This window comes from Streptomyces sp. LS1784 (assembly GCF_020103755.1).
In the GTDB taxonomy this organism is placed as follows: Bacteria; Actinomycetota; Actinomycetes; order Streptomycetales; family Streptomycetaceae; genus Kitasatospora.
Map to the genome: position 1 here is coordinate 1 of NZ_JAHSQD010000181.1, position 14262 is coordinate 14262.

At 69.1% G+C, this 14262-nt stretch carries 15 protein-coding genes; 12 read left to right on the plus strand and 3 right to left on the minus strand.

Annotated features, from left to right (window positions below; translation table 11 throughout):
• From KS423_RS21200 to KS423_RS21220, 5 genes are all read left to right on the plus strand, one after another.
• The coding region (locus KS423_RS21200; protein WP_224281145.1) for a GNAT family N-acetyltransferase at nt 1–349 on the plus strand (349 nt) is incomplete at its 5' end.
• Between the two features lie 69 nt (nt 350–418).
• On the plus strand, nt 419–559 hold the full coding sequence (locus KS423_RS21205) for a hypothetical protein (RefSeq protein ID WP_224281159.1): 141 nt from the start codon (nt 419–421) through the stop codon (nt 557–559).
• A 21-nt stretch (nt 560–580) separates the two neighbouring features.
• The gene (locus tag KS423_RS21210; protein ID WP_224281146.1) at nt 581–2116 is read left to right on the plus strand and encodes a recombinase family protein; all 1536 of its coding nucleotides are present in this window, start codon (nt 581–583) and stop codon (nt 2114–2116) included.
• A 970-nt stretch (nt 2117–3086) separates the two neighbouring features.
• Entirely contained in the window at nt 3087–3290 is a 204-nt protein-coding gene (locus KS423_RS48540; protein WP_224281157.1) for an HNH endonuclease, read from the plus strand.
• Between the two features lie 396 nt (nt 3291–3686).
• Nucleotides 3687–4274 carry a recombinase family protein gene (locus KS423_RS21220; RefSeq protein WP_224281147.1) on the plus strand — a complete coding sequence of 196 codons (588 nt, stop codon included), beginning with the start codon at nt 3687–3689 and terminating at the stop codon, nt 4272–4274.
• Between the two features lie 359 nt (nt 4275–4633).
• On the opposite strand, the gene KS423_RS21225 is transcribed toward KS423_RS21220, so the two are convergent.
• Complete coding sequence (locus tag KS423_RS21225; RefSeq protein ID WP_224281148.1) at nt 4634–5389, minus strand: DNA-binding transcriptional regulator; 756 nt, start codon at nt 5387–5389, stop codon at nt 4634–4636.
• A gap of 163 nt (nt 5390–5552) precedes the next feature.
• Between KS423_RS21225 and KS423_RS21230 the strand changes: the two genes are divergently transcribed.
• The 5 genes from KS423_RS21230 (at nt 5553) to KS423_RS21250 (ending at nt 8812) form a co-directional block, all read left to right on the plus strand.
• Nucleotides 5553–5738 (plus strand): hypothetical protein, encoded by a 186-nt coding sequence (locus KS423_RS21230; protein WP_224281149.1) that lies wholly within the window; start codon nt 5553–5555, stop codon nt 5736–5738.
• A gap of 19 nt (nt 5739–5757) precedes the next feature.
• Nucleotides 5758–5901 (plus strand): hypothetical protein, encoded by a 144-nt coding sequence (locus KS423_RS21235; RefSeq protein WP_224281150.1) that lies wholly within the window; start codon nt 5758–5760, stop codon nt 5899–5901.
• A gap of 97 nt (nt 5902–5998) precedes the next feature.
• On the plus strand, nt 5999–6253 hold the full coding sequence (locus KS423_RS21240) for a hypothetical protein (protein ID WP_224281151.1): 255 nt from the start codon (nt 5999–6001) through the stop codon (nt 6251–6253).
• Between the two features lie 421 nt (nt 6254–6674).
• Nucleotides 6675–6896 carry a hypothetical protein gene (locus tag KS423_RS21245; protein ID WP_224281152.1) on the plus strand — a complete coding sequence of 74 codons (222 nt, stop codon included), beginning with the start codon at nt 6675–6677 and terminating at the stop codon, nt 6894–6896.
• A gap of 101 nt (nt 6897–6997) precedes the next feature.
• Nucleotides 6998–8812, plus strand: coding sequence for an NHL domain-containing thioredoxin family protein (locus KS423_RS21250; RefSeq protein ID WP_224281153.1), 1815 nt, complete (start codon nt 6998–7000; stop codon nt 8810–8812).
• Nucleotides 8813–8952: 140 nt separating this feature from the next.
• Here KS423_RS21250 and KS423_RS21255 read toward each other — a convergent pair whose 3' ends face one another.
• Entirely contained in the window at nt 8953–10260 is a 1308-nt protein-coding gene (locus KS423_RS21255; protein ID WP_224281154.1) for a M18 family aminopeptidase, read from the minus strand.
• Nucleotides 10261–10596: 336 nt separating this feature from the next.
• Entirely contained in the window at nt 10597–12426 is a 1830-nt protein-coding gene (locus KS423_RS21260; protein ID WP_224281155.1) for an acyl-CoA dehydrogenase, read from the minus strand.
• A gap of 213 nt (nt 12427–12639) precedes the next feature.
• Here KS423_RS21260 and KS423_RS21265 point away from each other — a divergent pair, with 213 nt between their 5' ends.
• Together KS423_RS21265 and KS423_RS21270 are read left to right on the plus strand one after the other, a co-directional pair.
• Nucleotides 12640–13143 carry an SseB family protein gene (locus KS423_RS21265; protein ID WP_374119997.1) on the plus strand — a complete coding sequence of 168 codons (504 nt, stop codon included), beginning with the start codon at nt 12640–12642 and terminating at the stop codon, nt 13141–13143.
• Between the two features lie 122 nt (nt 13144–13265).
• Entirely contained in the window at nt 13266–14225 is a 960-nt protein-coding gene (locus KS423_RS21270; RefSeq protein ID WP_224281156.1) for a pirin family protein, read from the plus strand.
• Nucleotides 14226–14262 lie beyond the last annotated feature (37 nt).

Here is a 14262-nt window from a genome sequence, read left to right on the forward strand (position 1 = left end):
CGCCCGGCTCGCCGCCGGCTCCCCCGACCCGGCCGAGGCCTGGGGCAACTGGGTGCTGCGGCTGCGCGCCGACGGCGCCCTCACCGGCTACGTGCAGACCACCGTGCGCCCCGGCGGAGCCGAACTCGCCTGGGTGGTCGGCACCCCCTGGCAGCGCCGTGGCCTGGCCACCGAGGCCGCCCGCACCCTGCTCGCCCACCTCACCGCGGCCGGCGTCACCACCGCCGTCGCCCACATCCACCCCGACCACCACGCCTCCGCCGCCATCGCCCGCACCCTCGGCCTGTGCCCCACCGCCGACACCCAGGACGGCGAAACCCGCTGGCAGGCCGGCCTCACCCGGCCGTAGCCCCCGCCCCTTCCCCGTCGGCCCCACGCCGGCGGAATGCGGGCACCCGGCGTGCGGTTTGATGGGGTTATGGCATCTCGTGCACGTGTACGCGCCCCCGAGCTGGTCGGGGCAGGCGGTTGGCTGAACACCGGCGGCAAGGAGCTCACGCTCGCCGACTTCCGGGGCAAGATCACCATCCTGGACTTCTGGAAGTCCTACACAATGTAGGGATCTCCAGAGGGGGCGTACGTGCACCACCACACCCTGTGTGATCTGTACCTTCGGCTGTCCTTGGACCGGGACGGCAAGACGGCGATCGAGCGGCAGGAAGCCGACTGCCGCGCATGGGCCGAGCACAACGGCCTGACGGTCCGCAAGGTCCACATCGACCGGGGTCGCTCCGGCTTCAAGGACGTTGAGCGCAAGGGCTTCGACTCCGCCCTTGCCTCCGTGACTGCGGGTGTCGTCGGAACCCTGATCGTGTGGAAGCTCGACCGGCTGTCCCGCAAGGGCATCGGCCAGGTCGGCAAGGTCCTGGACGACATCGAGAAGGCGGGCGGCCGCCTGGTGTCCGTCGTGGACGGTCTCGACACCTCGAACGACTCGGCCCGCATGGTCGTCGCCATGCTCGCCGAACTCGCCCGGTCCGAGTCGAAGAACCTCGGTACCCGCGTGGCCCACGCGAAGCGGCACCTGCGTCGACAGGGTCAGTGGATCGGCGGACAGCCCCCGTACGGGCTGCTGGTCGACCCCGCCACGAAGAAGCTGGTACACGACCCGGAGACCGCCGTCTACGCCCGCCTCATCGCGGACGACGCGCTGGCAGGCAAGTCCCTCGTGCAGATCGCCCGGCTGCTCAACGAGTACGACATCCCCTCAGCGCGGGGCGGCCAGTGGAACGCCGCAAGCATCATGAACCTGGTCAAGTCGCCTGCATTCGCCGGACTCATGCCCGAGACCGAAACCATCGAAGCCGAGGACGGCAGCCGTAAGTTCACGAGCCGCGTGTTCCCCTACCGAGACCCCGAAACGCTGGACACAGTCAGCATCGGCGAGGGGATCATCACGGTCGGCGAGCGCGAGCGAATCATCCGGCAGCTCGAATCCCGGACCCGTACCCACGCAGGCAAGCGAATGCCGAAGCCGACCGGCACGGCGCTGCTTACCAGCCTGGTGTTCTGCGACGTACCCGGGTGTGGACGCCGGATGCACAAGGTCGGCAACAGCTATCAGTGCATGGCCCGCCGTGCGGGCAACCAGTGCCCCGGGGCCAGCGCTATGGCCGACCGGGTGGACGAGTACGTGTCCGAGCGCTTCCTCTCGCTGCTCCCCGCCCTGGAGCCGGACGACCCCATGCTGGTGGCTATCGCCGACCGCTGGGTGAAGCGGACAGACCCCGAAACCTTTGCCAAGCGGGACGCCATAGCCGACGAAATAGCCGACCAGGAAGCCCGGTTGGCCGATCTGGAAGACGCACGCTACGTCCGTGGCGAGTTCGACCGCCCTGGTGCCCTCGACCGCTACGAACGCCTCGCCGCCCGACTCCAGAGCCGCATCGACGGCCTGCGCGCCGACCTCACGGCCCTCCCGTTCCCGGCCGTCGACATCTCCCCACTGCTGGACAGCGAGTTGCTACTCCCCGCTTGGAAGGCTTCGACGCAGGATCAGAAGCGGGACCGCCTGTCCCTGGCCATAGACGGCGTGTTCATCAGCAAGGGCGAGCGGGGGAAGCGCTTCGTCCCGGAGCAGCGGGTCCGCATCAAGTGGGCCGAGATCAAGGAGTAGCCACAAGCCCCTGAGCGCCCCTCTGGCGCCCCTGCAGCCCCGTCTGACCCCCGTGGTCCGGCGGGGCTTCTTCGTGCCCGTAGACGGCCGCGCAGCCGTTCGGCTTGCACCGGCCTGGCTGCGCCGCTCGCCGGCCTGCGCCCCGGAAATCCGGTGGTGGGCTGTCCAGCGCTCCTGGCAGCGTGTGTGACCTGCGGGATTGCTGTCAGGGGCGCCGGTTAGGGTCACGTGCGACGCCTGCACTTCGGTCACGGTTTCGTCGGGGGTATGACGAAGCGATGTTCGGGGGGTGGGGTCTGCTATGCGCTGCTTTGCTTCTTTGCCCCCGGTCCGCTGTGTGGCCCTGACCCTTGTGGTTGCTGGCCCGCAACGCCCTCGCCGAGACGCTTCATGATCAACAAAAACGGAAAGGCGGGTTCGCTTGTCGGCCCTTGATGAGTCACGCGCGACATGCTCCGAGTGTGGTGCTCCGCGTCCCCGTCCCGACCGTGCGACGTGCGGTGAGGCGTTGTGTGTCGAGTCGGCCCGGTTGCAGGTTGCGGCCCGTCGCGCGCGTGAGGCGGTGCGTGCTGCTGCTGGTGCTCCCCGCTGCCACCGCTGCGACCAGCGGCACGGGCGAGAGGCGTGGGCGTTGTACTGCGCTCGATGTGCCGAGGAGGTGGACGAGTCGCGTCGGGCGGAGCGCCGGAAGCTGGGGGAGAGCAGGCGCCAGAAGGCTGCCGAGAAGCCCTGTCAGGGGCCGAAGTGCTCGAATCCCGTGGGGCTGTCGGCGAACAATGACCGGTCCTACTGCTCGGAGCAGTGCCGCCGTGCCGCTGAGCACGTACGCAAGCGCGCCCGAACCAAGCCTCAGCCGGTGCCGTGCCGTCGTTGTGGGAAGCCAGTGATCCTCAAGTTCCGTGATGGGGTTTGTAGTTCGTGCCAGAGGGTGCAGCGCACGGTAGCTCGCCGGGTCACCCTGCAACGGAAGGTGCGTGCCGCGCATGGGGATGCCGGGTGCTTCCACTGCTCTGCCCCGCTGCTCGACGGGGGCGTGATTGATCACCTGGAGCCCATATCGCGGGGCGGGCTGTCGACGGTGGCGAACATGCGCGTGGTTTGCGTGCTGTGCAACGCGTCGAAGAAAGATCAGCTATTGGACGAGTGGACTCCGCCACTGCTGGCCGAGCACTGACTACCCCAGGCGGGTGCCCCCTGCCTTCCCTGACCTCGACCGGCAGGGAGGGAAAACTCTCGCGTGGCTGTTCAGGGTGTTTGCGCGGGACATGATTCGTAGCGCCTTGCACGCATCCTCGGCCTGAGGGGGTGCCGGGGGTGGGTCAATCTCTGGGCGTGCGGCACCGAGGGACCCGCCCCTATGCCCACGCACGCCGCCGCGAATTAGAGACCGGGGGGTCTTCCCTCCGCTGCGTCGTAACGGTGGGTCACCCTTGCCTGGCGTCTCAGAAACGATGGTTTGTGAGACGGTCCGCCGACAGGGCGCAGCACCCCCGATTCGGTGTTCAAAACACGTCTCAAAACCTTCGCGCTACTCATGGTGTTATGAGACGAGTTCTGAGACTATTGAGACATGACGACGACCGAGATCACCGGCCACCTGATCGGCTACGCCCGAGTCTCCACCGACGACCAGGACGCACAGCTCCAGCACGACACTTTGACCGAAGCGGGCTGCGCCCGGATCTTCACCGACAAGGCCAGCGGGAAGAACACCGACCGCCCCGAGCTTTCCGCCGTCCTGGACTACCTGCGCCCCGGTGACACGCTGGTCGTCTGGAAGCTCGACCGATTCGCCCGTTCGCTCATCGATCTCGTGACCATGGTGGACGCGCTGTCGGCGCGCGGGATCGGCTTCAAGGTCCTGACGGGCGCACTGGCGAGCATCGACCCGAACACTCCGGACGGCCGTCTCATGCTCCAGGTGGTTGGCGCGATGGCCGAGTTCGAGCGCTCGTTGATCAAGGACCGGACCCGCGCCGGGCTGGACGCCGCGAAGGCTCAGGGGCGGACCGGTGGGCGGCCATCCGTGATCAGCGAGGACAAGCTGACCATTGCCCGCGCCCGCCGCGCGAAGGGGGAGAGCGTGAGCAGCATCGCTAAAGCCCTCGGGGTCAGCCGGGCGACGCTCTACCGGCACCTTGAGGACTCCGAGTCGTAGCCGCTACGCCCTGCCATGAGAGCCGTCTGCCCGTTGTGGGTGGGCGGCTCTTTGCCGTCTCGGGAGTCCGGGGCAGGGCGTTGTTGAAGTTCACGACGTGTGGCCGCTGGCGATCCCGGTCCCAGCATCGCGCACGCACTCTGGGTGTGATGCCCTTTCCAGGCCCCAAGCCGCTAACTTGACTTCGGGCTAGGCGAGTTCGTTTCAGGAACGCCAAAGAAAAGCACCTTCAAGGCGGTCCTAAGCCCTGTTAATGGGCGTTGCGACTGACCCCAGCGCTACCGACAAGAGCCCCTGCACCGTCCCCCTTCTCTGGTGAGGTCAGATGCCGAGGCTCTTCCCCGTGTGCGCTGAGGCGGCTACGCCTCCGGCGGCACGCTGTAGCGGATCAGGGCGTCGTCCGCCGTGGACTTGTCCAACAGGCGCAGTTCCCACGGCCCGGAGTTGACGTCGAAGTCCTTGCCGAAGCCGACCCACTTGCCGGCCATGCGGCGGCCGGTCGGGTCGACCAGCAACTGAATGGCACCGTGGTACCTGGCCCCCTGGTAGTAGCCGTCCTGTGCGGTCTGTTCCACCCAGGAACCCGTCACGACGTTCCGATCAACAGTGAGATCGAATGACAGCGGCGAGTCAGGGTTGGACGACGCGCCGGGCAGGGATCGCCCCGTGATCCGGTTTCCGTTCTGGGACAGCACGACGTGATGCAGGCCGGTGAAGGTGTTCTCCCGGCTGCTGCTGTAGAACTCGTAGTGGCTGACCCATACCCCCGAGTAGTCCTCACCCGTGGGCGCGGGCACAGCCTGCACGGGCACGCCCGGTTCGTCACTGGTCACGTCATGCCCTCCCGTACCGTCCACGCTGACTCTTGGCGGCAACTGTGGCGACTCGAAGCCGAGGCGGTCAACGGGAATCTTGGTGACAGCCTCAAGGGCCCGAACGTACACCGGGCGGGGATATCTCACCTCCCCTGACTCCCAGCGCTGCACCAGGCGCTTGCTGGCGTCGTTCGGCTCTCCTTGATCCTCCCCGACTGTCCGCAGCCGCTTCGCGAACTCGTCCTGGCTGAGACGGAGCCCGAGGCGTACGGCCCGAAGGGTCTCATTCGGCGTAGTCATGACTAGAAGATATGCCCAAACGTCGTCTAACGACGCCGAAATGACGTCTTGCCAGGACTCCGGAGGGACGCCTTCACGCCGTCGCAATGGTTCACCTGGTCGGGGCACGATCGGTCTGCTGGCAGTCGGAGGATTACGGGACCGGAGTCGGAGAGCGGTGACGATGACACGCGAGGAACATGAAGCCGATCGGCACAGCCGACCGCCCGGCAAGCGCGCCAGCCCGGCCTTGATCGCCGCATGCCGCGCCGACTACCGCAAAGCCAAGGCGGACGACGACCGGCGCCCCTCGGACCCCTTCAAGTACGCCCCGCTGGGGTGGGAGGACGTGACCAGTGGCGCCGCCTGATGCCCAGCCAAGGTGCGCGGTGTGCGCTGCCTTCGACAAGATCGACAGGGAGTTCGCGAAGTCGCCCGAACTCCCGGATCAGTCGGTGCTGCGCGCGATTGAGCTGCGTCGTCTGGACCACGAACTCACGTGCAAGGTGGTGGCGGCCCGTGTCTCTGCCTGAGCAACCGTCGTCGCCGACCGAGGACGAGATCCGGCAGCACCGCCGACAGTCCGAAGAGGCAGCAGACGTCCTTGAGACGGCGCTGAGGGTCGCCCGGATGCCCGTTCCTCAGGGACTCAGCCCGGCGTACGGACTCATCGGGCGGGGGTACGGCCCTCGGCTGGTCCTGGGCACCCTGGGCCTGTACCAGGCGCAGCAGTGGATTGAGGCGCTTCACCGGCACGCCCGCGCGCACGGGTACGTGATGGACGCTGAGGCGTGCGGCTTGGCCTCGCAGGTTCTCGCCGAGTTCCGTGTTCCCACGCTCTCCGGAGATGGCACGCACTCGGTGCGTGAGGAACTGGGCCAGTGAGCGGACCGGAGTTCCTGTCTGCTGGCTGGACACACTTCCTGGGCGGCCCGGTGCCGTACGACGCCCCGCAGACGGCCGACGACGACCCTACTGGGGCCGCTGGGCCTTAACTGCCCTGTGCTGCGTGTTTGGCTCGCTCGAACGTGCCCTGCTACCTTGCTTGTTGAGACAGCCCAACGGCGCAAGTGGGCCACTCTCGCCGGGCCACGGCTGGAGGGTATCCAGACGACCAGGGACGCCATGCCTCTCTGAATCGTGCTGGGGGTAATACCCTTACAGCGTCCTCCAGCACCGCACGAACTTGAGCTTCTGACGCCGGCAGATCTCAACTCTGACCCCCGCATACAGGGTGGTCGGGTTGAGGCTGCCCTTCCTTCGGCTCATCCGGACCACCCTTCCAGCTAGGAAGGCCGTAGGTCCCATGAGCACTGAACCCGAGTCCCCCTCGCCGTCCCGCACACTGCGCAGCCTCTGGGTCGCTGTCGCTGCCTTGTTCTCGTTGGTCGTGGCACTCGTGGGCGGCATCCTTTCCTTCGCGCAGGGAACCGCGATCCCCGGCGTCGTCCTCTACGGAGGCGGGATCTTCGGTGGGTGTATGGCACTCGCCCTCGTCGTTCTCGGGAAGCTCGGCATCCTGGAGTGACCGGCTGGTCTGCGCACCACCATCGGTCGCTCCCCAGCGAGCTGGGCCGGTCTGCGCCCCGCTCGGAATGCTTCCACAGGCCGATGAGGTTGGATGAGGGCATGGCTTCTCGTGCACGTGTCCGCGCCCCCGAGCTGGTCGGCGCCGGTGGATGGCTCAACACAGGCGGCAAGGAACTCAAGCTTGCCGACCTGCGAGGTAAGTGTGTCGTACTAGACTTCTGGACCTTCTGCTGCATCAACTGCCTGCACGTCCTGGACGAGCTGCGGGAGCTGGAGGAGAAGCACCGCGACACCGTGGTGATCGTCGGGGTCCACTCGCCGAAGTTCGTGCACGAGGCCGACCACCGGGCCGTCGTCGACGCCGTGGCCCGCTACGAGGTGCACCACCCGGTGCTGGACGACCCGGCGCTGGCCACCTGGAAGCAGTACGCCGTACGGGCCTGGCCGACGCTGGTGGTGATCGACCCGGAGGGCTACGTGGTCGCCCAGCACGCCGGCGAGGGCCACGCCCACGCGCTCGCCCGGCTGGTCGAGGAGCTGGAGGCCGAGCACGCCGCGAAGGGCACGCTGCGCCGGGGCGACGGTCCGTACGTGGCGCCGGAGCCGACCGCCGGGGACCTCAAGTTCCCCGGCAAGGCGGTCCGGCTGGCGAACGGCCACTTCCTGGTCGCCGACTCCGGCCACCACTCGCTGGTCGAGCTGGCCGAGGACGGCGAGACGGTGGTGCGCCGGATCGGCGACGGGCAGCGCGGCCTGGTGGATGGGGAGAGCCCGCGGTTCAGCGAGCCGCAGGGCCTCGCGCTGCTGCCGGAGGGCTCGGAGTACGACGTGGTCGTCGCCGACACCGTCAACCACGCGCTGCGCGGCGTCCGCCTCGCCGACGGCCACGTGACCACCCTGGCCGGCACCGGCCGCCAGTGGTGGCAGGGCTCGGCCACCGCCGGCCCGGCCCGCGAGGTGGACCTCTCCTCCCCGTGGGACGTCGCCTGGTTCGACGGCCGGGTGTGGATCGCGATGGCCGGCGTGCACCAGCTGTGGTCGTACGACCCGGCCGCCGGCACGGTCGCGGTCGCGGCCGGCACCACCAACGAGGGCCTGGTGGACGGGCCCGCCACCGAGGCCTGGTTCGCCCAGCCGTCCGGCCTCGCGGTCTCGGCGGACGGCGAGCGGCTCTGGGTCGCCGACTCCGAGACCTCCGCGCTGCGCTGGGTTTCACGTGAAACAGGGACGGTCGAAACCGCCGTCGGCACCGGCCTGTTCGACTTCGGCCACCGTGACGGCGCGGCCGGTCAGGCGCTGTTCCAGCACCCGCTGGGCGTCACCGTGCTGCCGGACGGCTCGGTGGCCGTCGCCGACACCTACAACCACGCGCTGCGCCGCTACGACCCGGCGAGCGGCGAGGTCACCACGCTGGCCACCGACCTGCGCGAGCCCTCCGGGGCGGTGCTGGTGGACGGCGACATCGTGGTGGTGGAGTCGGCCCGGCACCGGCTGACCAGGCTTCGGCTGCCGGAGGAGGCGGTGCGGGTCGAGTCGGTGGCGCACCGCACCCAGCGCGCGGCCACCGAGGTCGCCCCGGGCGCCTTCCGGCTGGACGTGGTCTTCGAGGCGCCGAACGGCCAGAAGCTGGACGAGCGCTACGGCCCGTCCACCCGTCTGCTGGTCAGCGCGACCCCGCCCGAGCTGCTGGTCTCCGGCGCGGGCGCGGACACCGACCTCTCCCGTGAGCTGGTGCTCTCCGCCGAGGTCACCGAGGGCGTGCTGCACGTCTCGGCGATGGCCGCGTCCTGCGACGACGACCCGGAGATCGAGTACCCGGCCTGCCACGTGCACCAGCAGGACTGGGGCGTGCCGGTGAAGCTGGTCGCCGACGGCGCCCGCCGTCTCCCGCTGGTCCTGGCCGGGATGGAGTAGCCGCACAGCAGGAAGGGCGGGGCCCGGCGTTCCTCGCCGGGCCCCGCCCTTCAGCTCGGTCTTCAGCCCTCCGACTCGGCCTCAGCCCTTCAGCTCGGTCTTCAGCCCTCCGACTCGGCCTCAGCCCTTCAGCTCGGTCTTCAGCCCTCCAGGAAGGCCTTGAGCGCGCTCGCCAGCAGGTACGGGTCGTCCGCGCCGCACAGCTCGCGCGCCGAGTGCATGGAGAGCGCCGCGATGCCGCAGTCCACCGTCGTGATGCCCAGCCGTGCCGCCGTGATCGGGCCGATCGTCGTACCGCAGGGCATGGCGTTGTTGGAGACGAAGGTCTGCCACGGCACGCCCGCCTTCTCGCAGGCGGCCGCGAACACCGCCCGGCCGACGCCGTCGGTCGCGTAGCGGTTGTTGACGTTGACCTTGAGGATCGGCCCGCCGTTCGGCATCGGGTGGTGGCCCGGCTCGTGCCGCTCGCTGTAGTTCGGGTGGACGGCGTGGCCCATGTCCGAGGAGAGGCAGACGGTGCCGGCGAGCGCCCGGGCCCGGTCCTCGGTGTTGCCACCGCGCGCGTGGATCGTCCGGTCCAGCACGTTGCCGAGCAGCGGGCTCTGCGCGCCGGTGTCGGACTCGCTGCCGGTCTCCTCGTGGTCGAACGCGGCCAGCACCGGAATGTACGGCAGGTCGGCGGCGGCGCCGGCCGTGGCGACGGCGGCGAGCGCGGCGGTGGCCGCGTGCACCGAGAGCAGGTTGTCCAGGCGCGGGGCGGCCAGCAGCTCGCGGTCGCGGCCCAGGTAGGAGGCGGGCTGGACGTCGTGGGTCATGAGGTCCCAGCCGACCACGTCGGCGGCGTCCAGGCCGGCCCGCTCGGCGACGTAGGAGATCAGCGCGCCCTCGTCGACCGGGCCGAGGCCCCAGATCGGGGTGAGGTGGCGCTGCTTGTCGAGCTTCATGCCCTCGTTGACCTGGCGGTCCAGGTGGATGGCGAGCTGCGGCACGCGCAGCAGCGGCTCGTCCAGCTGGACCAGCCGGGTGGTGCCGTCCTTGAGCGCGAGCCGCCCGGAGAGGCCGAGGTCGCGGTCCAGCCAGGTGTTCAGCGGGACGCCGCCGTAGATCTCCACCGCGACCTGCCGCCAGCCCTCCGAACCGGTGTCCGGCACCGGCTTGACCCGCAGGTTGGGCGAGTCGGTGTGGGTGCCGACGATCCGGAACGGCATCTCGGGGCCCGCCCCCTCCGGCAGGTACCAGGCGATCAGCGCGCCCCCGCGGATCAGGTAGCGCCCACCGGCCGCGCCGTCCCACGCGTCCGTCTCGGCGACCTGCCGGAAGCCCGCCTTCTCCAACCGCTCCGCGGCGCTCGCCACCGCGTGGTACGGAGACGGCGAGGTGCCGAGGAACGCGATCAGGTCGTCGCTGTGCGTCCGGTCGAAAAATGCCTGGCGGGCGGCGGTCGACATACTGCTCCTGGGTCGAGTGAGGGCCGAAGCCGGATGGGGAGTCGGCTTCGCCCCTGAGCATATGCCCGTACACAGACAGGGCATTCGGAACAGTCCGGTCCGATGCGCAACCCGGACACGGCCGTGAACCACCCCGCACGACCGGAGGTTTCCTCCGTTCGGGTGCGGTCCCGTGACGCACCGACGGCCCAGGACGCACGCACGACTCAGAACACGCGCAGGGCCCAGGACGCACCGAAGGGCCCGGTGGCAGCCGGGCCCTTCGGTGCGAGGGTGTGTCAGGCAGTCAGAGAGGTGTCACGCGGCGGGGGTCCCCCGGGTGACGGAGGGCGGTGCCTAGAAGGCCTCCTCCGCCAGCTCCATGATCTCGTTGTCGATGCCCTCGGCGATCAGGCGCTGCGGGGCGACGGTCGGCAGGACGTTCTTGGCGAAGAAGCGGGCCGCCGCGACCTTGCCCTGGTAGAAGGGGACGTCCTTCTCCGAGGCGCCGGCCTCCAGCTTGGCCAGGGCCACCGCGGCCTGGCGCAGCAGCAGCCAGCCGACGACGACGTCGCCGGAGACCATCAGCAGGCGGGTGGTGTTCAGGCCCACCTTGTACATGTTCTTGACGTCCTGCTCGACCGAGGAGAGGTCGGCCAGCAGCTTGCCGACGATGGCCTCCAGGTCGCCCGCGGCCTTGGTGAGCAGGTCGCGCTCGGCGGCCAGGGCGTCGCCGCCGGCGGCGGAGCCGAGGAACTTCTGGATCTGCTCGGACAGCGCGGTGAGCGCCTGGCCGCCATCCTTGACGATCTTGCGGAAGAAGAAGTCCTGGCCCTGGATCGCCGTGGTGCCCTCGTACAGGGTGTCGATCTTGGCGTCGCGGATGTACTGCTCGATCGGGTACTCCTGGAGGTACCCGGAGCCGCCGAAGGTCTGGAGCGACTGGGCGAGCTGCTCGTAGGACTTCTCCGAGCCGTAGCCCTTGACGATCGGCAGCAGCAGGTCGTTGAGGCGCTCGGCGGCCTCGTCGCGCTCGCCGCGCAGCTTGGCGGCCATCATGTCGTCCTGGACGGACGCGGTGAACAGGACCAGTGCGCGCATGCCCTCGGCGTAGGCCTTCTGGGTCAGCAGCGAGCGGCGCACGTCCGGGTGGTGGGTGATGGTGACGCGCGGGGCGGTCTTGTCCAGGAACTGCGAGATGTCGGCGCCCTGCACGCGCTCCTTGGCGTACTCCAGGGCGTTCAGGTAGCCGGTGGAGAGGGTGGCGATGGCCTTCGTGCCGACCATCATGCGGGCGAACTCGATGATCTTGAACATCTGGCGGATGCCGTCGACCTTCTCGCCGAGCAGCCAGCCCTTGGCCGGGTGCTTGGCGCCGAAGGTCATCTCGCAGGTGTTCGAGGCCTTGAGGCCCATCTTGTGCTCGACGTTGGTGGCGTAGACGCCGTTGCGCTCGCCCAGCTCGCCGGTCTCCCAGTCGAAGTCGAACTTGGGGACGATGAACAGGCCCAGGCCCTTGGTGCCCGGCTTACCGCCCTCGGGGCGGGCCAGCACCATGTGGATGATGTTCTCGGACATGTCGTGCTCGCCCGAGGTGATGAAGCGCTTCACACCCTCGATGTGCCAGGAGCCGTCCTCCTGCTGGATCGCCTTGGTGCGGCCGGCGCCCACGTCGGAGCCCGCGTCGGGCTCGGTGAGGACCATGGTGGAGCCCCACAGGCGGTCGGTCATCCGCCGGGCGACCTCAAGCTGCTCCTCGGTGCCCTCCTCGGCGATGACGCCGGCGAAGGCCGGGCCGGAGGAGTACATCCAGATGGCCGGGTTGGAGCCCAGGATCTGCTCGGCGAAGGCCCAGATCAGCGAGTTCGGGGTGACCTGACCGCCGATCGACTCCGGGATGCCCAGACGCCACCACTCGGCGTCCATGAAGGTCTGGTAGCTCTTCTTGAAGGTGGCCGGGATCGGCGCGGTGTTGGTCTCCGGGTCGAAGACCGGCGGGTTGCGGTCGGTGTCGGCGAAGGACGCCGCGAGGTCGTTCTCGGCGAGGCGCGAGATCTCGCTCAGGATGTTCTTCGCGGTCTCGACGTCCATGTCCGCGAACGGTCCGGTGCCGTACACCTGCTCGCGGCCGAACACCTCGAAGAGGTTGAACTCCACGTCCCGCAGGTTGGACTTGTAGTGACCCATGGCCGTTATCTCCGGTTCGTCGCTTCCGGGAGACCGCCGCGTTCCGGCGTCCCGTACCCACCAGTAGGCATCATGATGCTACCCAGCGGTAACTTGGGCAAGCCCCCGCCCGTGAATCCGCTATGAACGTGGTCACGTCCCACAGCCAGGACCGCCACTCCTTGTCAGGATCGGCGCCAGCGCGGGAGGGTGCGCTCCCGCTAGCCTGTCCGTGTGTACGGATATGACCAGAACACATACCCGGGCGACCCCTACCAGCAGCAGGCGGGACCGCAGCAGGGCATGAACGGCATGCCCGGACCCGACGCCTACGGCGGGCAGTCGCAGCCCCCGCAGCAGTCCCTGTACCCCGAGCCCTCGCCGCCCTCGCTCGCGGACGCCGTACGGGCCTTCACCACCGGCTCGATGGCGGTCGAGGACTTCCAGGCGATCTTCATCACCTCGAAGGTGCACTGCCCCCGCGGCGACCGCCCCGGCTTCCTGGCGCTGCACAACACCCCGACGCCGGTGATCCCGATGTTCAGCTCCCTGAAGGAGCTGCGCCGCTACGCCGGCAAGGACTCCAAGCACTTCACCGTCACCGGCGCCGAGGTCCTGGACCTGCTGCCGACCGGCTACGGGTTCGCGCTGGACATGGAGGGCGAGCACCGGATGGTGTTCGACGCCAAGGCCGTCGAGCAGATGGTGGACTTCACGATGCGCCGGATGTACGGCTGACCCACCCTGGAAGAGGAGCCCGCGCTCCTCCGTCACTACTTAGTTCAAGTTTCAACTTGCTTGTTGTTGAGGATTGAACTAATCTCGTGCACGTAGGCCCGACACCCCCGAAGGAGGCCGACATGCCCGCCGTGACCGTCGACAACCCGCTGACCCTCCCGCGCGTCACCACGCCGGACCCCGCCGTCACGAGCGCCCGGCCGGTCCTCACCGTGGCCACCGCTCCCGAGGGCTACGAAGGCGAGGGCTTCCCCGTCCGCCGCGCCTTCGCCAAGATCAACACCAAGTACCTCGACCCGTTCATCATGATGGACCAGATGGGCGAGGTGGACTACGCGGCCGGCGAGCCCAAGGGCACCCCCTGGCACCCGCACCGCGGCTTCGAGACCGTCACCTACATCATCGACGGAACGTTCATCCACCAGGACTCGCACGGCGGCGGCGGCACCATCACCGACGGCGACACCCAGTGGATGACGGCCGGCTCCGGCCTGCTGCACATCGAGACCCCGCCGGAGTCGCTGGTGATGTCCGGCGGCCTCTTCCACGGCCTCCAGCTGTGGGTGAACCTGCCCGCCTCGGACAAGATGATCGCCCCGAAGTACCAGGACATCCGCGGCGGCAGCGTCAAGCTCCTCAGCACCGAGGACGGTGGCGCACTGCTCCGGGTGATCGCGGGCGAGCTGGACGGCCACCGGGGCCCCGGCACCACCCACACCCCGATCACCATGATCCACGCGTCGATCAGCCCCGGCGCCCAGATCACCCTGCCCTGGCGCGCCGACTTCAACGCCCTCGCCTACGGCCTCGCCGGCAAGGGCGCGGCCGGCCAGGAGCGCCGCCCGTTCCACATGGGACAGGCCGTGGTCTTCGGCGACGGCGACTCGATCACCCTGCGCGCCGACGAGAGCCAGGACTCGCGCAGCGCCAACTTCGAGGTGGTGCTGCTCGGCGGCCTGCCGATCCGTGAGCCGGTCGCCTGGTACGGGCCGTTCGTGATGAACAGCCACCGCGAGCTCCAGCAGGCCATGGAGGACTTCCAGGCCGGCCGCCTCGGTACCGTCCCCGCCGACGGCCACTGACGGCTCCGGAGCCGACACGGCGGAACGGCCGCAGGTG